Origin of the sequence: Zhongshania aliphaticivorans (assembly GCF_902705875.1) — a bacterium.
GTDB classification, from domain to species: Bacteria; Pseudomonadota; Gammaproteobacteria; order Pseudomonadales; family Spongiibacteraceae; genus Spongiibacter; species Spongiibacter aliphaticivorans_A.
In genome coordinates this window covers 2,171,558-2,189,534 of the sequence record NZ_CACSIK010000001.1, presented here as the reverse complement: position 1 = coordinate 2,189,534, position 17,977 = coordinate 2,171,558, and the positions used below count along the sequence as shown (strand labels likewise).

General features: G+C 47.6%; 19 protein-coding genes. 9 read left to right on the top strand and 10 right to left on the bottom strand.

Annotated features, from left to right (window positions below; translation table 11 throughout):
• Positions 1-69 precede the first annotated feature (69 nt).
• Both AELLOGFF_RS09995 and AELLOGFF_RS09990 read left to right on the top strand, forming a co-directional pair.
• A complete protein-coding gene (locus AELLOGFF_RS09995) occupies positions 70-216 on the top strand; it encodes a hypothetical protein (RefSeq protein WP_159268604.1) in 147 nt (48 codons plus the stop codon).
• Positions 217-311: 95 nt separating this feature from the next.
• Positions 312-1,019 carry a DUF4145 domain-containing protein gene (locus tag AELLOGFF_RS09990; protein ID WP_159268603.1) on the top strand — a complete coding sequence of 236 codons (708 nt, stop codon included), beginning with the start codon at positions 312-314 and terminating at the stop codon, positions 1,017-1,019.
• Between the two features lie 163 nt (positions 1,020-1,182).
• Here the strand turns inward: AELLOGFF_RS09990 and AELLOGFF_RS09985 are convergent, their stop codons facing one another.
• The 3 genes from AELLOGFF_RS09985 to AELLOGFF_RS09975 all read right to left on the bottom strand — a co-directional run bounded on the left by AELLOGFF_RS09985 (position 1,183) and on the right by AELLOGFF_RS09975 (position 3,110).
• Positions 1,183-1,362 (bottom strand): hypothetical protein, encoded by a 180-nt coding sequence (locus AELLOGFF_RS09985; protein WP_159268602.1) that lies wholly within the window; start codon positions 1,360-1,362, stop codon positions 1,183-1,185.
• A gap of 103 nt (positions 1,363-1,465) precedes the next feature.
• On the bottom strand, positions 1,466-2,653 hold the full coding sequence (locus AELLOGFF_RS09980) for a lipid-transfer protein (RefSeq protein WP_159268601.1): 1,188 nt from the start codon (positions 2,651-2,653) through the stop codon (positions 1,466-1,468).
• Positions 2,654-2,675: 22 nt separating this feature from the next.
• Complete coding sequence (locus AELLOGFF_RS09975; protein ID WP_159268600.1) at positions 2,676-3,110, bottom strand: Zn-ribbon domain-containing OB-fold protein; 435 nt, start codon at positions 3,108-3,110, stop codon at positions 2,676-2,678.
• Positions 3,111-3,367: 257 nt separating this feature from the next.
• On the opposite strand from AELLOGFF_RS09975, the gene AELLOGFF_RS09970 reads away from it, so the two are divergent.
• The 6 genes from AELLOGFF_RS09970 to AELLOGFF_RS09945 all read left to right on the top strand — a co-directional run bounded on the left by AELLOGFF_RS09970 (position 3,368) and on the right by AELLOGFF_RS09945 (position 8,567).
• Positions 3,368-4,555 carry an acyl-CoA dehydrogenase family protein gene (locus tag AELLOGFF_RS09970; RefSeq protein ID WP_159268599.1) on the top strand — a complete coding sequence of 396 codons (1,188 nt, stop codon included), beginning with the start codon at positions 3,368-3,370 and terminating at the stop codon, positions 4,553-4,555.
• A gap of 29 nt (positions 4,556-4,584) precedes the next feature.
• Positions 4,585-5,721, top strand: coding sequence for an acyl-CoA dehydrogenase family protein (locus tag AELLOGFF_RS09965; RefSeq protein ID WP_159268598.1), 1,137 nt, complete (start codon positions 4,585-4,587; stop codon positions 5,719-5,721).
• Between the two features lie 281 nt (positions 5,722-6,002).
• Complete coding sequence (locus tag AELLOGFF_RS09960; protein WP_159268597.1) at positions 6,003-6,404, top strand: hypothetical protein; 402 nt, start codon at positions 6,003-6,005, stop codon at positions 6,402-6,404.
• A gap of 94 nt (positions 6,405-6,498) precedes the next feature.
• Positions 6,499-7,398 (top strand): alpha/beta fold hydrolase, encoded by a 900-nt coding sequence (locus AELLOGFF_RS09955; protein ID WP_159268596.1) that lies wholly within the window; start codon positions 6,499-6,501, stop codon positions 7,396-7,398.
• Between the two features lie 279 nt (positions 7,399-7,677).
• A complete protein-coding gene (locus AELLOGFF_RS09950) occupies positions 7,678-8,385 on the top strand; it encodes a DUF1775 domain-containing protein (protein WP_159268595.1) in 708 nt (235 codons plus the stop codon).
• Positions 8,385-8,567 carry a hypothetical protein gene (locus AELLOGFF_RS09945; RefSeq protein WP_159268594.1) on the top strand — a complete coding sequence of 61 codons (183 nt, stop codon included), beginning with the start codon at positions 8,385-8,387 and terminating at the stop codon, positions 8,565-8,567. Before AELLOGFF_RS09950 ends, AELLOGFF_RS09945 begins: the two co-directional genes overlap by 1 nt.
• A gap of 49 nt (positions 8,568-8,616) precedes the next feature.
• Here AELLOGFF_RS09945 and AELLOGFF_RS09940 read toward each other — a convergent pair whose 3' ends face one another.
• The 7 genes from AELLOGFF_RS09940 to AELLOGFF_RS09910 form a co-directional block, all read right to left on the bottom strand.
• A complete protein-coding gene (locus tag AELLOGFF_RS09940; RefSeq protein ID WP_159268593.1) occupies positions 8,617-8,916 on the bottom strand; it encodes a DUF6587 family protein in 300 nt (99 codons plus the stop codon).
• Positions 8,917-8,926: 10 nt separating this feature from the next.
• Positions 8,927-10,813, bottom strand: coding sequence for a ferrous iron transporter B (gene feoB, locus AELLOGFF_RS09935; RefSeq protein WP_159268592.1), 1,887 nt, complete (start codon positions 10,811-10,813; stop codon positions 8,927-8,929).
• Positions 10,810-11,049, bottom strand: coding sequence for a FeoA family protein (locus AELLOGFF_RS09930; RefSeq protein WP_159268591.1), 240 nt, complete (start codon positions 11,047-11,049; stop codon positions 10,810-10,812). Before AELLOGFF_RS09930 ends, feoB begins: the two co-directional genes overlap by 4 nt.
• A gap of 125 nt (positions 11,050-11,174) precedes the next feature.
• Positions 11,175-12,371 carry a hypothetical protein gene (locus AELLOGFF_RS09925; protein WP_159268590.1) on the bottom strand — a complete coding sequence of 399 codons (1,197 nt, stop codon included), beginning with the start codon at positions 12,369-12,371 and terminating at the stop codon, positions 11,175-11,177.
• 3 nt (positions 12,372-12,374) lie between these two features.
• Positions 12,375-13,550: a methanobactin export MATE transporter MbnM gene (locus AELLOGFF_RS09920; RefSeq protein WP_159268589.1), complete on the bottom strand. Its 1,176-nt coding sequence runs from the start codon at positions 13,548-13,550 to the stop codon at positions 12,375-12,377.
• An 8-nt stretch (positions 13,551-13,558) separates the two neighbouring features.
• Positions 13,559-14,452, bottom strand: coding sequence for an MbnP family copper-binding protein (locus tag AELLOGFF_RS09915; RefSeq protein WP_159268588.1), 894 nt, complete (start codon positions 14,450-14,452; stop codon positions 13,559-13,561).
• A gap of 166 nt (positions 14,453-14,618) precedes the next feature.
• Entirely contained in the window at positions 14,619-15,338 is a 720-nt protein-coding gene (locus AELLOGFF_RS09910) for a glutathione S-transferase N-terminal domain-containing protein (RefSeq protein WP_159268587.1), read from the bottom strand.
• A gap of 200 nt (positions 15,339-15,538) precedes the next feature.
• Between AELLOGFF_RS09910 and AELLOGFF_RS09905 the strand changes: the two genes are divergently transcribed.
• Positions 15,539-17,941 (top strand): TonB-dependent receptor, encoded by a 2,403-nt coding sequence (locus AELLOGFF_RS09905; RefSeq protein ID WP_159268586.1) that lies wholly within the window; start codon positions 15,539-15,541, stop codon positions 17,939-17,941.
• The last annotated feature ends 36 nt before the right edge of the window (positions 17,942-17,977 follow it).

The following is a 17,977-nucleotide window of genomic DNA, read 5'->3' as shown; positions in this document are numbered from 1 at the left end:
AATTGGAGTAGGAAACCAACATTGGCGTATGTGAGGATTAACGCCTTTGGCATTCCAGGAGCAGCCAAGATGAGTTCTCAGAGAGTGATTGCTACGGAACGTCGAGAATTCGATTTGAAACCCGACCAGAAAATGAAGGTTAGTGGGTTTATTGAGTCTGCCACCAAACCTCAACAACTAAGTTATGGTGTCGGCGTTGTCGATAAAAAAATATAACAAGGCGCAGCACTACGCACGCTTCGCGTTCAGGACTCGCCACTGCGTGGCTTACCTGTGTGCGCGGCGTTAGGCGAAGAAAGGAGATCGAATAAATGTCTGAGTTAGTTGCAAATTGCCCAAGGTGTAAGTCACAACAGATGACATTTGATTTGGTGCAAGCATTACCGACTGTTGCGTATCATGGTTGGCAACAAAATTGGGAGACATTCTGCATTTGCAGAAATTGTTTCAAATCAACTATTTTCGTTTTGCAGCAAAAAAGTTACGACGATAGAGAATACTTGCGTAAAAAATCTTTGCCGGAAATGGATTTTTCTGTAAATCAGGTGGCAATAGTTAAAGGACATATTTCACTTAAGGATGAGATTGCAGAACAACCACCTGAACATTTACCGGAAGACATTAACTCTATCTATGTCGAAGGTGCAGCTTGTATGGCTATTGGTTGTCATAATGCCGGTGCAACTATGTTTAGACTCTGCATAGACCTAGCAACAAACTCAATGTTACCTGAAGAAAATGAGAATGGCTTAAATAACAGAATTCGACGTAGCTTGGGCTTAAGGCTTGAGTGGTTGTTTGAAAAAAATATTTTACCTACAGCTCTGCAAGAATTATCTACATGTATAAAAGAGGATGGTAATGATGGGGCTCACGCTGGCAATCTTTCCGAAGAAGATGCAGCAGATATTCTTGATTTTACCTACATGCTATTAGAAAGGCTTTATACAGAACCTCGCCGTTTAGAGATGGCAAAATTAAGAAGACAAGCAAGGAGAGAGCCTGGTGACAGCGCCTAACAAAGTGCTGCTAGGGACAAACCTACGCTGTGCTCCGGTTTGCCCCAGAGCACGGCGTTATCGAATGGCTGCTTTCCTGAAATAGTCCTTTCAAATTGACAGGCTTCGTATGACCGCTAAAGTGTGAATTGAGCCTTTGGCATCAGTCCGGTACTGTCTGAAGTTAGGACATAAACGATTTAAACAGGGCGATAATGAGGGATATCCCTACTAAGGGTAAAATCCAGCGGCTAATTTTTGCTTGTTGTTCAGGCGATGGCCGAGGCCCAAAGCGTTCAATAATTGGAACCAATACGATTAGAGCAATAAATAGAACGGCGAGAATGGTGAGTAGTTGTGCCATATGTTACGGGCTCCAATATAGAGAGTAGAGCCACCTAAACCACAGGTCGGTAATATAGGGTGGCAAGCGATTATCCCCCTATACTACCGACAAAAATCATTAATTACTTCTTCAGAATGACTGACGAGCCGTGGCCAAACAAGCCTTGGTTGGCGGTAATGCCTACTTTCGGATTGTCTATTTGACGTTCGCCAGCTTGCCCCCGCAGTTGCCATGTCAATTCGCACACTTGTGCAAGCGCTTGCGCAGGTACTGCTTCACCAAAGCAAGCTAGGCCCCCTGATGTATTTACCGGCAGCCGACCGTCAAGATTGGTTGCCCCTTCCCGAACTAACTGGGCTGCTTCTCCGCGAGGGCATAGCATGAGATCTTCATACCAATCTAATTCTAAGGCAGAGGATAAATCGTAGACTTCAGCCAAGCTGACATCTTCTGGCCCTATGCCAGCTTGCTCGTATGCTTTTTTAGGCAGCGCAGCGCGAAAGCTCTGGGCTTCTATACCTGCCGCGGCAGCCGAGTCTGTGGCGATGTCGGGCATTTCAACTACCGCACTGGCAAAGGTTGGCGTTACAGTGGACACAGCTGACACTTTTACCGCATTTGCTTTGCCAATACGTTTGGCGTACTCCATGCTCGATACAATCACAGCGGCACCACCATCGGAGGTTGCGCAAATTTGGAGTAGGCGCAGTGGGTCGGCGACCATGGCGGAGTTCTTGATATCCTCCATGGTGAATTTCTTTTTATAGCGTGCATTAGGATTGGTAAAACCGTTCGCGCTATTCTTAATTTTTACGAGACCAAAATCCTCTTCGGTGTCGCCGTATAAATCCATGCGACGTCGGGCGTAAAGTGCAAAATAAGTCGGGTTGGTAATACCCAAATAAAAACGCAGCCAGTCTGGATCTTCTGGACGAAAGCCTTTTGCTGGCGCCAGAAACCCTTTCGGGGTGGTGTCTGCGCCAACCACTAAGGCGACTTCACATTCACCTGCCAATATCTTGGCTCTGGCTGCCGCTAAGGCTTGAGATCCCGATGCACAGGCGGCATACGACGTATTTACCTCTGCACCTTGCCAGCCTAGCGCTTGGGCGATCGTAGCCCCAGCGACGTAGCCGGGGTAACCGCAACGCATTGTCGCAGCCCCAGAAATAAAGCCAACATCCTGCCAGGGTATGCCCGCGTCTTTTAAGGCTTCTCTGGCCGCGTGTACACCGTATTCACTAAAGTTACGGCCCCATTTTCCCCAGGGGTGCATGCCTACGCCCAGTACCGCTATGTCTTGACTCATTGTTTTTCTCCTTGGGCGTTGATTAAGCGCATGGCTGCCATTTCCAGGTAACGTTAATGGCGTGATCGTCTTCGTGCAGCGTTTCTAAGACAAGTTCTGCGTCTTGCCCCACTTGTAGTTGTTCAACGCCGACACCTTTCACCACCTGGCCAAGGATAATCATTTTTTCTTTTTCTAATTCCACCGCCGCAATGGCATAAGGTTGAAAAGGTTCTTCAGCAACAAAGGGCTCTGGTGGCTTGTAGCAGGCATTGGTGTACGACCATATTTTGCCATGCCGGCTTAGGGCTACTTCTTTGAACTCTGTGCTGTCACAGCCGGGATTCTTGCAGTAGCTCAATGTTTTAGGAAAATAATAGGTTCCGCACTCAACGCAACATGCGCCTATAAGATGAGGTGCGGCCTTGTCCAATGTAAACCACCCTTCGATGGCGGCTTGCACGGGCTTATTGCTCATTGAAAATCTCCAGCAGATGGATGCGGCGACACGGTTTGATAGTGCTGAATTTGTCGTCACAAAGGCTAAATCATCGCAAGATCAGTGGGTTGAAGATATCGTCTGAATGGCTGAGCACTTGGTTTTACTGGCTTTGATTGTAAATGTCACTGGGTTGAGAGAATTTGTAATTGTTGTCAATTGCTTAGCACCTATTATTGTCTCCATCATCTCTTTAGTAGAGATATCGTTTTGGATTTTCATAATAGGGGGCATTAATGAAAGTAGAGTTTACGGCGGCGCAAGATAGCCTGCGTAAAGAATTGCGATCCTATTTTGAAGCGCTTATGACCCCTGCATTAAAGGCCGAGTGCGATGAGGCGATGGGCGAGGGGGGCGGCCCGTTATGGCGTGAAGCACTAAAAAAAATGGGCCGCGATGGCTGGATTGGTGTGGGTTGGCCAAAAGAGTTGGGTGGCCGAGGTATGAGCCCTATTGAGCAGTTTATATTTGTTGAAGAGGTCATGCGGGCGGGGTACCCATTTCCATTCTTAACAACAGAGTCTGTTGGCCCCCAGTTGGCCGAATATGGTAATGAGCGGCAAAAACGCGAGATCGTACCTAAAATATTGGCAGGTGAGTGCCTGATCGCAATAGGGTATTCGGAGCCGGGTGCGGGAACGGATTTGGCGAGTTTAAAAACCAGTGCGGTAAAAGACGGTGATGAGTGGTTGATTAATGGACAAAAGATGTGGACGAGTCTTGCGCATTTTTGTGACTACGTTTGGCTTGCATGTCGTACTGATTCTAACGCGGCGAAACCGCATAAGGGTATTTCGATGTTTTTGGTGCCAACCAGTGATCCGGGGTGGAGTTGCAGCCCTGTGATGACGTTGGGTGAAGTCCGTACTAATGCCACTTTTTACGACAATATACGGGTCGCTGACGATGCAATGGTCGGCGATCTACATGGCGGCTGGAAATTGATAACGAGTCAGTTAAATCGTGAACGTTTGAGTCTCGTAAATTTTGGTCCAACGGCAGAAATGTTTAATAACGTCGTGCGCTGGGCACAAGCATTGGACTTACCTCAAGGTGGAAAGTTGATTGATGAGCCTTGGGTGCAAATTAATTTAGCCAAAGTACGTGCTGGTGTCGAAGCGCTAAAGCTAGTTTGCTACAAGCAGGCGTGGGCAATGAGTGAAGGCAAGCTTGAAATGGCGGATGCCTCAGCGGCAAAAGTTTATGGTTCGGAATTTTTTATCGAAGTGTACCGGCTTCTGGGTGAGGTCATAGGCGAGGCGTCCCTAGTCAGTCGGAAGTCGGAGGGCGCAAACCCTATTGCGGCGAAAATAGAGCGCTTGTATCGCACCGCCTCAATTATCACTTTCGGTGGCGGTACCAACGAAATTCAACGGGATATTATTGCGGCGGCAGGTTTGTGGATGCCAAGGGCATCTCGGTAATTTGCGCTTTAGCTATTGAGGGTTAAATTATGGATTTCGGGTTTTCTGAACAGCAGCGAGACGTGCAAAATTTAGCGCGAAAGATATTTGATGACAATGTGAATGCTGAGTCACTTAGTCAATATGATGATTATAAATCTGATCGATTTGATAGGGAGTTGTGGCAAAAACTCGCCGAGGCGGGCTTGCTGGGCGTGGCCATAGACGAACAGTTTGGCGGTATGGGTTTTGGCTTTTTTGAACTCGCTTTATTGATAGAGGAGGCCGGTCGTGCCATCGCGCCATTACCGCTGTTTTCACATTTGATTGCTGCGGCGATGCCGCTTCAGAAATATGCTAGCCCAGCACAAAAACAGCAGTGGCTGCCAGGGGTGGTGAGTGGTGAGGTCTTATTATCTGCCGCCTTGGTAGAGGCCTACAATGATGACCCCAGCCAGCCTTGGAATACTGTCGCGAGTAAAGAGGGTGATGGTTTTTTAATTAGCGGCGAAAAGACACACGTCCCTTTTGCTCACCTTGCTGACCGAATATTGTTGACGGCAAAAACCGAGGATGGACTTGTATTGGCCTTGATCGATCCCAAGGCGAAGGGCGTGAGTCTGCAAGAGCAGCGTGTCACCACGTATGAGCCGCAAAGTGTGCTGAGTTTGGACAATGTGCGAGTAAGTGCCAGTGATGTGCTGGTCAGTGGTGCTGAAGGAGTGGCTGCTGCTCAATGGCTTGCGGAACACTGTACTGTGGCCCTGTGCGCTCATCAGTTAGGTGCCAGCGATAAAGCCATGAGAATGACGGCGTCTTATACCGCTGAGCGCAAGCAGTTTGGCGTATTAATTTCGACGTTTCAGGCGGTGGGTCATCGCGCGGCGAGTTGTTTTATTGACGTAGAATGCCTGCGTTTAAACACGTATCAAGCGATTAGTCGCTTAGACAGTGGTTTGGATGCCGCCAATGAGACGCAGATTGCAAAAATCTGGGCGGGTGATGTCGGTCACCGGGTTAGCTATGCTGCCCAACATTTACATGGCGGTACGGGTATCGATAGAGATTACCCGCTGTGGCGTTATTGCACATGGATGCGGCACAACGAAATGGCATTAGGTGGTTCTGCAAAGAATTTAGCCAAATTAGGTCAGCGAATTGCAGCCGGACAGGCCTTTTGCCAATAAATTAGAGGGGGAAGGGCAAGGTCGCAATGATCGTCTGCCCCTTTTGATTCATTGATTTTTCGCTGTGTTAGCCGGTATTCATTCCTCACGCCTCTTGTTTGGTGCGGCAAATCCTCGTGTATACCCGCTTTTGCTCTTACACTTCTCACTAAAGATACTGCGACGCGACTTAACAGATATGGATAAGCGGTGTTAGCATGAGTTTAGCTGGGTAGGCTGAGCACAGGACACTCTGCAATGCTAATAAAGCCGGCAATGCTAATAAAAGAGGCGAACGAATCATGTTTATGCAAAAAGTCGCACTATTTCTATCGACCAGTATCTTGATTACGGTTGCTAATGCAGCTGAAACAGGAAATATACGGGGTGAGGTGGGTTATGTTGATGAAAAAACAGGTGTAACGGTTGAGTCTATTGAGCGTGGTGAAAAAACGGGTGAGTACCGAGTATTAATTTCATTGCCGCGAAAAGGTGATTCGCCAGCCATGGAAATTGAGGAAATATTAGTTACCGCGCCAGAAATGAAGCCAGAGGATGCCGGTGAGCTAAATCCGCGCTATGAATTTGTCAAAGACTATAGCAAGGATCGGTATGGGTTTTATGTTTACATTGGTAAACGTAAAGACTGGCCATTTAGAATTTATTTTAAAGACCATGATGATGAGCTAATCCACAACCGCTGAGTCGTGGTTTGGTTTAAATGGCGTTAGCATAGAGAAGTGGTGCTTCGCTATTTTCTATTCTAAACAAGTCTACTGAATATGAGGTGGTCATCGTATGGAGTGGACCCGAGATCGAATTGCCGTTGCCGACGGCATTGAACTAGCCTACGAAGATATTGGCGCTCCCGATGCGCCTGTCATTTTATTGATCATGGGCTATGCGAGTCAGCTTATTGTGTGGCCTGATGAGTTTTGCCATAAACTCGCCAACGGTGGCTTTCGGGTAATTAGATTTGATAATCGAGACGTTGGCCTATCGAGTAAAGTAGAGAGTGGCCCACTACCAGGTATTATCGGGATGCGCTTGCGGCAGGGCCTTAAATTACCGTTAAAAGTTGCCTATACCCTCGATGATATGACTGCAGACACGGTGGCGCTTTTAGATGCCCTGAATATTGAGCAGGCTCATATTGTTGGCGCGTCTATGGGGGGCATGATTGCGCAGTTGATGGCAGTTAACTACCCCGAGCGGGTGAGTTCTTTAGTGTCGTTAATGTCGAGTTCGACGTTTGGTGGCACCAAACCCAAAGTACTTTGGCATGTGCTCAATAAGGCGGCACCTGACCGTGAATCGCAAATAGCGCATTCCTTAAAAACCTGGCAATTAATATCTAGCCCAGAAAAAGGAGACCCTATTCAAGCGCTGCGCTCTCGGGTAGAGGCAGCCTATGATCGGGGGCACTACCCTCCAGGTCGAGCTCGACAAATGGCGGCAATACTGGCGGGCGGCAGTCGTCAAAAAGTCCTTCCAAAGATAAATGCTCCAACACTGGTAATTCATGGCGATAAAGACCCTATGCTTCCGCTTAAAGGTGCAATTGATACGGCGAAACTCATTCCCAATGCGCGCTTAGAGGTTGTTGCCGGTATGGGGCATGATTTACCTGAGGCATTGCTTGATGAGTTAGTCGGTTTAATTTTAAGTCATGTACGTGGTGAATCTGCTTCCGAATAAAGGAGGCGTTATTACTATAAAAATGTGACTTCCAACGTGAAAAATCAGCTTGGGATAATTGGGCTAGTCTTAGCAATGTTTAATTAACTACTCTTTAATTTATTTCATCAAAATAATAATTTCTTGGTTTTCAGTATAAGTTTAGCTTGTGGCTTTAGGTGATATAGATTCTTTGTTTAAACGTTGATCCAAGCTTGTCCTGCGACAATATGCCTCATTCCAATTGAGTACAATCCTGATAAATTCCCCCTGATTTTTTTACATAACAAGGAGAAGGGAATGCAAAATAGTCGTGCTGTAAAATATGGATTACCGCTTGCGCTTTCATTAGCGACAGGCGTAGCTCAGGGGCATGTTTCTGTTATTTCAGATACTGCCTATGCAGAGAGTTATTATGAAGTCACCTTGGCAATTCCGCATGGTTGTGATGGTGCTGATACTGAAAGTGTGGAAGTTGTTATTCCTGACGCTATGACATCAGTAACACCGTTTCTCGATTTTACAGAAGCAAATATCCCTGTCGTTATAGAAAAAGACGAAGCGAGTGGCGCAGTAACAAAATTGACATTTGAGCGCAGTGAAACCGCTGATTCTGATAGCACGACGTATACCGTGAGTTTTCGCGGTAAGTTGGGCGACGTTCCTTTTACCACCCAATTTTTTCCTACCACTCAGTACTGTGTAGGTGGTGGTGTTTCAGCCTGGGTTGGCGCGAGTACCAGTCATGATCACGGCAGCACAACGGAAAGTACTGAATTACCTGCACCATCACTTTTTGTTTACCCAGCCCGTCACAATGGTTGGAATCAATACACCGCGCCAGACCATCTTCATGATATGAGTATTTTTGATGACGCGGAAATCGTTTGGAAAGGCACAGCGGGCTATAGTGCAAATCCGGTGGCGATGGAGTTAATAGAAGGTGATGAAGATAGCTCAGTATTAAGTGAAATTCATACCGACGAAAGTTTTTGGGTTAAATACTGATGCGCCTGTTACTGACTACGCTTTTTGCGACTGTGTTACTGACGGCCTGCGGTGGTGGCAGCTCATCGAAAGGTGGTGAGGATGTAGAAACCCCATTGGATAAAGCAGCGTTATCGTTAAGTAGCATGGCTCTTGCGAAACCTGATGACGGACTGGCAGGGCTAATGCCACCTGCGGGTTAAGTGTCAACGCTAGGCATTACTTCGGTAGTGCTTAGCGTTTATTTACATTTCATATTATTGTTTTAATCTTTTCTTCATGGGCTGTAGTCACACGAGTTGCCGTAGATTGCGGACAGCTTTTGCAGCTACCACAAGCGCCTGCGCCACAGTTTCCTGAGCTATGTTTAGTCGATTCAACCCGCCGCCCTAGCCATTTTGACAGACGGCTTCGCTGCGGAGCTAACATGATATTTGCTAAATAATGTACACAGCGGGAATATTGATGGGGGAGGGCGTGTTGTATTACCCGCAGGGTGCTGAACAACACAACGGTGCTGATAATGGCTATGTGGAAGATATGGGACAGCATATATCACTCCTTAATTTAGCAGCAAGGTACTGACTTGAAAGACAATGAGTGAGGCAAGGTAGGCGAGTGCGAATAAATAAAATGCCGCAAACCCCATTGTTCTCCATGAGTTGGTTTCTCGTCGAATAACCGCCAAGGTTGATAGGCATTGCGGTGCAAACACAAACCACGCTAATAGCGACAGGGCGGTGGGGACTGACCATTGTTGAGATATCAACTCACCCAATTTGTGACTGACTAGTTCATCACTGCCGGACATTGCATACACCGTTGCCAAGGCTGATACGGCAACTTCGCGTGCGGCCATACCGGGAATAAGCGCAATACAAATTTGCCAGTTGAAGCCGATGGGAGCAAAAATAATGGCCAAGCCGTGACCCAAGCGACCAGCAATGCTGTAGTCAATGGCGGCGCCGGTGTAGTCAGCTGGGGCCGAGGGGAAGGTACAAAATACCCAGAGAAGTATGGTTAAGGAAAAAATGATTCCACCCACACGACGCAAAAAAATTGACGCTCTTTGCATTAAGCCCATCGCGAGATCCCGTATATTGGGAATGCGATAGGCTGGCAATTCCATCAATAAGGCGTGTTCGCTTTTGTCTTTTTGCAGCCATTTCATTACGTAAGCAACCAGCAGTGCGCTTAATATTCCGGCAAAGTAGAGTGCAAATAAAACCACGCCCTGCAAATTAAAAAGTCCTGCAACTTGTTGGCGAGGAATAAACGCCGCGATTAATAGCGTGTAAACCGGTAATCTGGCAGAGCAGGTCATTAGCGGCGCGACCAAAATAGTGATGAGTCTATCGCGTGGATCTTGGATGCTGCGGGTGGCCATAATGCCGGGAATAGCACAGGCAAAACTCGATAAAAGGGGGATGAATGCTCGCCCAGTTAAGCCTGCACGGAACATTAATTTGTCCAGTAAGTAGGCTGCTCGCGGTAGGTAACCAGACTCTTCTAACACTAAAATAAAAAAGAATAAGATTAATATTTGCGGTAAAAAAATCAGGACATTACCGAGTCCGGCAATGATGCCATCGTTAACCATGCTGAATAAGGCGGAATCTTTTGCCAGGGGTGCGGTGACAACACTACCGAGAATATCGATGGCTGCGGTAATCCCCTCCATCAGTGGTGCGGCCCATGAAAATACCGCCTGAAAGATAAAAAACAATATGGTGGCAAGTATGCTCATTCCTGTTAAGGGGTTTAATAGCAATGCGTCTAGCTGATCGTCAAAACCACGACTACGATGTTGATCGCTGTGCGTAACATGGTTGTTTAAAAGTTGTTTAACATGGTGATAGCGGGATTCAAGATCCCGGTCGTGGGTTTGAGTCGGAATTGACCAATTATTGTGCTGCAGTTGCTTTAGTAAGTCGCTGGCGCCATGGCGATGAACGGCGACGGTTTCTACCACCGGTATGCCCAAGGCCGCCGATAAACCTTCAATGTCCACAGTGATACCTTGGCGCTGCGCACTGTCCATCATGTTCATGGCAATGATCATAGGGCGGCCAAGTTCTGTTAGCTCAAGAGCAAAACGAAGGTGCAGATCAAGGTTGGTGGCATCCATGACGCAGATGATTAATTCTGGCTGGGCTTCGCCTTGGTATTGTCCGTGTAAAACATCACGGGTGACCGCTTCATCTGGGCTTGTTGCGTCTAGGCTGTAAGCGCCGGGCAGGTCTAAAATTTGAACGCTTAGCTGCTCGCTCACTTTGCAGCGGCCTTCTTTGCGTTCTACCGTCACGCCAGCATAGTTGGCGACTTTTTGCTTGCTACCGGTTAGCAGGTTGAATAGGGCAGTTTTACCGCAGTTGGGGTTGCCGACTAAGGCAATACGACGTGTTTCTAGTGGCGAATCTACGGCCGTGTGGGAAAGGGTGTTACTCATGCTGGGTCTGCTACCTGTATTCGTTGCGCTTCCTTTTTGCGCAGGGCAAATCGAGTTGAGCCGACTCTTACGACCAGTGGATTACCGCCAAAAAAACCTTTTGCTAGTATTTCTACTGAGGCGCCGTTCACAAAGCCCAGTTCGCGGATGCGATGGGATATTGGGTCCTGATCAACGTTGTTGGTAACGGCAATGACAATGGCGTGGCCACCTTTGGGTAGCTCAGATAAATTCATGATTGGCTGACTACATGATAACAATAATGAGTCTCATTATACTCTTTAAGACGGAGTATCTCTATTGGAGATTGTTATCATTAAGAAGGTTTATCGCTTTTAAGTATCAATGACTTAATTTATGGCTATTCAAAAAAGCCACGGAGTACAAATCCTGCTATCCAGCGGTCTTGTTGAAGATCGCCCAAGGTTTCATCGACCCATTCTAGGCGTATGCTTAGATTGTCATTGTGATGATAGCGGTAGCTAAGTGTGCTTCGCTCGGGGTCTACACTGTTGGGGTTATCTAGGCTGGTATTGCGGCCAACCAAGGTTGCTGCGCTGCCTGATAGGGTGTTGTCTAGGTTGATGTATTCGTAGCGCGCAGCTAGTTCATGCTGTAAGCGTCGCCAGCTTATTCCTGCCTGTGTCGATAAATAGTTACTGTCTAGCTGAGCGCTGCGCTGCGATTCAATAACATCACCGTCTTGCTCAAGTTGGGCAAGGTTAATATTAAAAAGTAATTGAGAGGCCGTACTGGTGGCAATGCTTATCTCGGCGTCTACGCCATAAGCTTGAATATCACCACTAAAATTTGCATCGCTACTGGTTACCACGACATCGCCGTGCGTGTGGCCGCCAAAATAGCGAGTATCGCGTCGTGTGTCGGCCTCTGCTGCTAGTAACCAAGCGTTGATGGTGTAATTAACGGAATTGAAGTTGCCTTGATATTTGGCAAATACGTCACCGGCATTGCCGTTATCGGCAAGCCAGCTATGGCCTTGCCATAAGCCAAGGCCAAGAGTCCACGGACCAGAAAAATAGCTGCCGCGTATGCCAGTATCAACGAGGCTACGGCCCCAGAAGATGTCACTGGTTAAACTGGCTTCGCTATATTCATCTTGGCTTGCATGCCAGTTCGCTCCGCGGGTGAATATACCCGCCATACGGCCCGCTTCTATACGTAGTTTTTTAGTGTCGTCGAGCTGCCATTGGTGCAAATACCAATAATGGGCAAATTTAAATTCGGTTTCGCCGTGGCCGCCGTGCGCTTCGGCACTTAGCTGAATGCCATTGTTGGGGCTAAAGGCATATTGGTAATCTGCGGTGGCGTCGTCTAAAGCGGCATCATCTTCTACGGGTAATGCTTCGCCACCCATGAGGGCACCGGGAATTTGCCACTCGCCATCGGTTTCTAGGTAGCTTTTATCTCTATAGCTATAGGAAAGATAGACCGATAAGCCCGTGGTCACCAAGGGCTTGGCGGCTGACTCGGCTTCGTGGCTGAGGCCGGTTTGGCTGGTAAGTAATCCAATAATAAGAGCGGGTATAGATCGGCGCATGGATTATTCTTCCCAGGGGTTGGCAAAGCGTGGGTTGTTGATGAGCTCAAAGTCACTAAGGCTGTTGAGATAGGCGATAACATTTTGGATATCGTCTTCGTCAATGTCGAAACCAGAAATAAAGCCGTCACGAAACGGATTTTCTCGGCCATCACCTGCGTTGGGACCATTTTCAATATTACGGCCGCCAGCGGCGTAAGTTCTAATCACTTCTTCTAATGTGCTTATGGAACCGTCGTGCATATAGGGAGCGGTGAAGGCAACATTGCGCAGCGTGGGCGCTCTAAAGCGGCCCATATCAGTCGCTTTGCCTGTGATTTCGATAATGCCTTGGCTAATTTCAGGGTAGGCCCCTTGGCCGTCAATATTGTAAAGCGCGGTATTATGGAAAGGTGTATCAACAAATAGTTGGCTGCTATCAGCGACCGAGTCGGTAAAGTTATAACCGCCGTGGCAGTGGAAGCATTCAAGTTCTTCGCTAAAGAATAATTCTCTGCCTCGTAATGCTGCGTCACTTAGGGTGTTGGTTGCACCATTTTCATATTTGTCACTGTCGCTATTAAACGAGTTGATGCCGCGAACAAAAGTGGCAAGAGCTTTGACGATAACTTCAAAGTTGATACTTTCGTCTGCATTGCCACTTGCTTCAGTAAAAAGTGTTTGATATTCGGGTTTCTGGCTAATTCGCGCGAGTACTTCAGTCTTGTTGTCTTCAGTAATCCCTTGTTCAACAGGGAATTCACCAAAAAGCGGTACCAGAATTTGTTGCTCTAGGGTGAGTAAAGATGGGTTTGCCCAGGTTAAGGTGGAATTAAAGGCGACGTTGACCAAGCTTTGCGCATTGCGGGGGTGAAGTTCGCCGGTGGAGCCAATTGAGCGCTCTATTGATTCGGCAAAGGCCATGCTCTGATGATGGCAAGAGGCGCAGGCTTGGGTGGCGTTGCCCGATAAATCCTCGTCATAAAATAAATGGCGGCCGAGCTGAAACATGGCTTCGCTAACGGGGTTGTCTTCTGGAACGATGGGAAGAGGGATGTAATCTGGAACACCCCAGGAAAATTGCCGTAATTCGGTGTCATCGCCGGTTTGGTAGTTCGTGCCACTCCCACCACCACAGGCGGTCAGGGTAAACGAAAAAATGGCCGCAAAGGCGACCATTAAATAGGCGTGGTTTGCCATAGAGTTCTCTAGAAGGTTTCTACACTGAAAACGGTTTGTCCAGCGGTGGGGTCGGCGTCTTCGCCCAGCCCCATGCCTAGGGCGTCAAACACATCTGGACACTCAGGATCTGTTGCACCAGACATACAGCCTGGAGCGCCGCCATTATCAGTGTATAAACTACTATTTTCCACTAACTTGCCATAATCAATGACGATGTGTTGGCTGTTCAAGTCAATATTATCTAATTCGATGGTTGGGCGGTTGTTTGCACTGCAGCTCACAATCTCACCGCTTTGAGCGTCACCGGTACAGCCTGTACTGCCGAGGTGAACATTCCAATTGCTAACAGTGGTATTGTCTGGTTTCATTACGCCGCCAGCGGGTGCAATGTCCATGCGTGCGTGTTTGTAGCCTGACTGCCAGCTCCAGAATAAATCAGTGCGATTAAGCGGTAACTCGGCTGCAGAAGCGTCGTCGTGATTTAAGTCTTCAGGAACGCCAATTGTAAAGCGTATGCCGGTAACATTTTCTATGCCGCCATCAACTGAGCCGCTGATGCTGGTGTTGGTTGGCTTGCTCGTGTCGCTGGCGCAATTATCTATTTTGTCTTGATAATCAAGTAGGGCAACACCGCTGCTCTGCCAGTCGTTGTCGGCAAGTGTTAATGGGAGCTCGCTGCCGTCGCTATTGAGTAATACCACGTCGTGAATATAAAGAGCAAAAGCGGTAATGTTGCCAGAGGCTGCATCTGTGCCTAGCCCGACCAAATCTGCATCACAGCTGATGTCCGTGCTGTTAGCGCGGGCAACAAAGGGGATGGTGATGTCTGTGACTATGCCACCACCGGAAGAGCCGCCTCCACACGCGCTGAGTAATACAATCGTACTGGCAAGTGTGGCTAGGCTGAACTGAGTTCTCATTGACGGCTGCTCCCATTAAAGAAGTGGGTATTTTACATGTGCTCGTCAGTGATGAGGCGTGACATATTGTCGCAGCTTACCCTGTGCTAATGACTGATTGGTGATCATGGCGCCAATACCTCATTTCCGCTGGTAACTCGGGTAATGTTGCCTGTGATGGTTAGGGTTAACGTGGTTTAAACTGCTCTTCGCCAAATGAGTAGGACCAGGTTTTTTCGTCTAACTCCATTTTAAAGTTCGGTGGCAGCTGGTAAACCCAGCCGTGAATAAGATTTTTGCCGCGCTCTACGGCGGGGCGCTGTTCGATACGGGTAAACCAATCGAATAATCGCGGAAAGGTATTTTCTAAGTGGATGTCAATTAAGGGCAGGCAGCGTATCCATGGCCAACAGGCTATGTCTGCAATGGAATAATCACCGGCCAGATAGTTGCGATCTTGCAGTTGACCTTCAAGAACGCGGCATTGCCGCAAACTCTCATTTAAATAGCGCTCACGGGCATAGTCTTGCTGAACCCGCGCGTAGCGCACAAAGTGGTGGGCCTGGCCCTGCAGCGGGCCTATGCCTGCCACTTGAAACATAAGCCATTGCAGTTGCTGAAACCTAATATCTGGTTTGTCAGATAATAACTTGCCGGTTTTTTCCGCCAAATAGATCAAAATTGCGCCTGTTTCGAAGATAACCATTGGCGTGCCGTCATCAGACAGGGAGGCGTGGTCCACAATGACGGGTAATTTGTTATTTGGATTTAGTGCTAGTAACTCTGGCTTAAACTGGTCTCCGGCGCTTATATCATAGGGTATGACTTGGTAATCCAAGCCCAGCTCTTCTAGCGCAATAGAAATTTTATGGCCGTTGGGAGTGGGTACGGTGTGTAGATCAATCACTGTGTAAGCCTCTTTATTATTTTATCAATTATATTTACATTTTTGTGATGCAAAAGTCTATCGAGTGTTTTTATTTATAATCTTTGCAGTGGCAAGAGTTAGTCACTTGACGGGGACATGAAAGAGAGACTATAAGGTAAATAAAATTGACGTTTTTCGGGTGATTCCGTTGACGGAAAATAATAATAAAGTAGGTGGCAATGATGAATAGGCAGAAAATACCCGATTGGACTATGGTTTTATTCGGCATGGCTGCGCAGTGTTGCGTGGCGGCTGAAGGCGTGTCTGTTGGTAAAGAGGACGCCGGCAAACGCCGTGTATTGGAAGAGGTGGTGGTTAGTGCGCAAAAGGTAGAGCAGTCGTCACAGGACGTGCCAATATCTTTAACGGCGGTGAGTGGTGATTTCATGCGAGAAGTGGGCGCAACAGGGTTGCAAGACATTGCGCCGTATATTCCCAATGTTCGATTCTCGTCCGACACCGACCCGGCATTGGCGCAAATAAACATTCGCGGTTTTGGCTCAAACCCGCTTAATTCGGCCTTCGATAGCTCTGTTGGCTTTGTTCAAGATGATATTTTCTTTAATCGCCCCTCGTATTATAACGAAGGCATGTTTGATATTGCGCGGGTTGAGGTGCTGCGCGGACCGCAGGGAACATTGTTTGGCAAAAACACCATTGCGGGTGTATTCAATGTAGCCACTAAGGGGCCTAGCGAGGTGTTGTCGGCAGATTTACGGCTAAACAAATCCGACCCTGAAGAATTGAGCTTGGATGGTGGTGTCGGTGGTATGGTCACTGATTGGTTTGGGGTGCGTATTGCCGCTCAGGAGATTCGTCGTGAAGGCCAGCTCCATAACCAGTTTTTACACCGCCAAGATGACGAGCATGAGCAGAGCGGGCAACGCTTAAAATTATTATTTCTACCTAGTGACAATCTATCTATTGAGCTTTTAGGTTTGACCTCAGACACCTCGGCAAATTACTGGGGCCTGCAGTTAATGAATCTTGATGAGGGAACCACGGCTTTTTTACAGAATTACGATGCTGATATTGAGGGTGACCCATATAATTTTACAAGCTCCTATGATCAACCTGGGTTCTTAGATAAGACTTCTGATACGGTCGGCTTAAAAACGCAGTGGGAAATAGGTTCACTTGGTGCGCTGAATGACGTGAGCGCAGTATTGGTGTTAGCTGATACAAGCTTAACGATTGATAGTTTGGTTGACTTAGATACTTCGCCTGCCGACCTTGCTGGTTTAGCGGTCGTTTCAGATTACGAACAACAATCAGCCGAGTTGCGGTTTAATGGCACCGCCGACAGCCTATTTGGTATTGGCCAGGGTATTGAGTTTGTCGTGGGATTATACGTTTTTGAATCTCGCTTTTGGCAGCAAACCCAGATTAATGCCGGAAATGATTTTGGCGCTTACCTGACAACAGATGATGCTTTGCAGTTGATTTCTGGCCAAACTGCGGTTTCCAGTGGTGGTTTACTTAGCGGTTTGAATTTAGCAGGTCTTGGGCTGCTTAGTGATTTGACTGGCGCAGTGATTGGCGAAGATTATTTACAGCTTGATTACCTTTTAAATGTGGATGCGCAGGCAGTTTTTGCCCAGATGAGCTGGGCACTAACTGAGCAAATAGTGATTACGCCGGGGGTGCGTTTTAGTCGCGAAAGCAAGCAGGCAGATGCCTCTGGTCAAGGGGTTTGTCAAACGGCCGCGCTGGGAACACCGTGTATCATGGAATTGGCGCTTAGTGCGGAAGACTATGATGAGCGGGGTCTGAGTCGCAATGAGACTGATGTCTCCCCGAAATTGTCTTTTCAATACTATTTGAATAGTGACACCAATGTGTTTTTGACCTATGCCCGTGGTTACAAAAGCGGTGGTTTTAATGCGTCTTCGTTTGGTGGCGAAGATTTGTCATTTGAGCCTGAAGAAGCAGCAACAATAGAGGCGGGGTTCAAAGGTGAATTCTTTGAGAATACTCTACGAATAAATGCGGCCATCTACCAAACACAATTCGATAACCTTCAGGTGCTGGCTTTTAATGGCGCATTTTTTGATGTGACGAATGCTGCTTCTGCGCTGTCCCAGGGGATGGAAATGGATTTCATGTGGTTAACGCCATTTGAACCGCTAAGTGTGTCGGGGTCTTTGGGGCTTTTAGATGCAAAATACGATAGTTATCCAAATGCACCTGCGCCTGTTACGAGTGGCTTAAATTCCAATCAAGATCTCAGTGGTAAACGAATTGCCTTTGCACCCGAGCAAAGTGCGAGTATCACCCCCACGTTAACCTTGCCCTTATTTGGTTTGGCGTTGCGGGCCAGCATGGATTACCTGTATCAAGGAGATCAATACACCGATGGTGATTTAGACCCCAATAGCTATTTAAAAGCCTACTCACAAGTGTCCGCACGGATAAGTGTTGGGGCGTGGGATCAGGGCTGGGCTCTGACGTTAGGTGGCACTAATTTAACGGATGAGAGGGTCTTAAATCAGGTATTGGATACGGTGTTTTTCCCTGGTTCTTATAATGCGAGGCAGAAATCAGGACGCAAAGTGTTTGCCTCATTAGCTTTTGTCTGGTGAATCGATAAAGGCATTGATTAATGACTAGTGGCTATG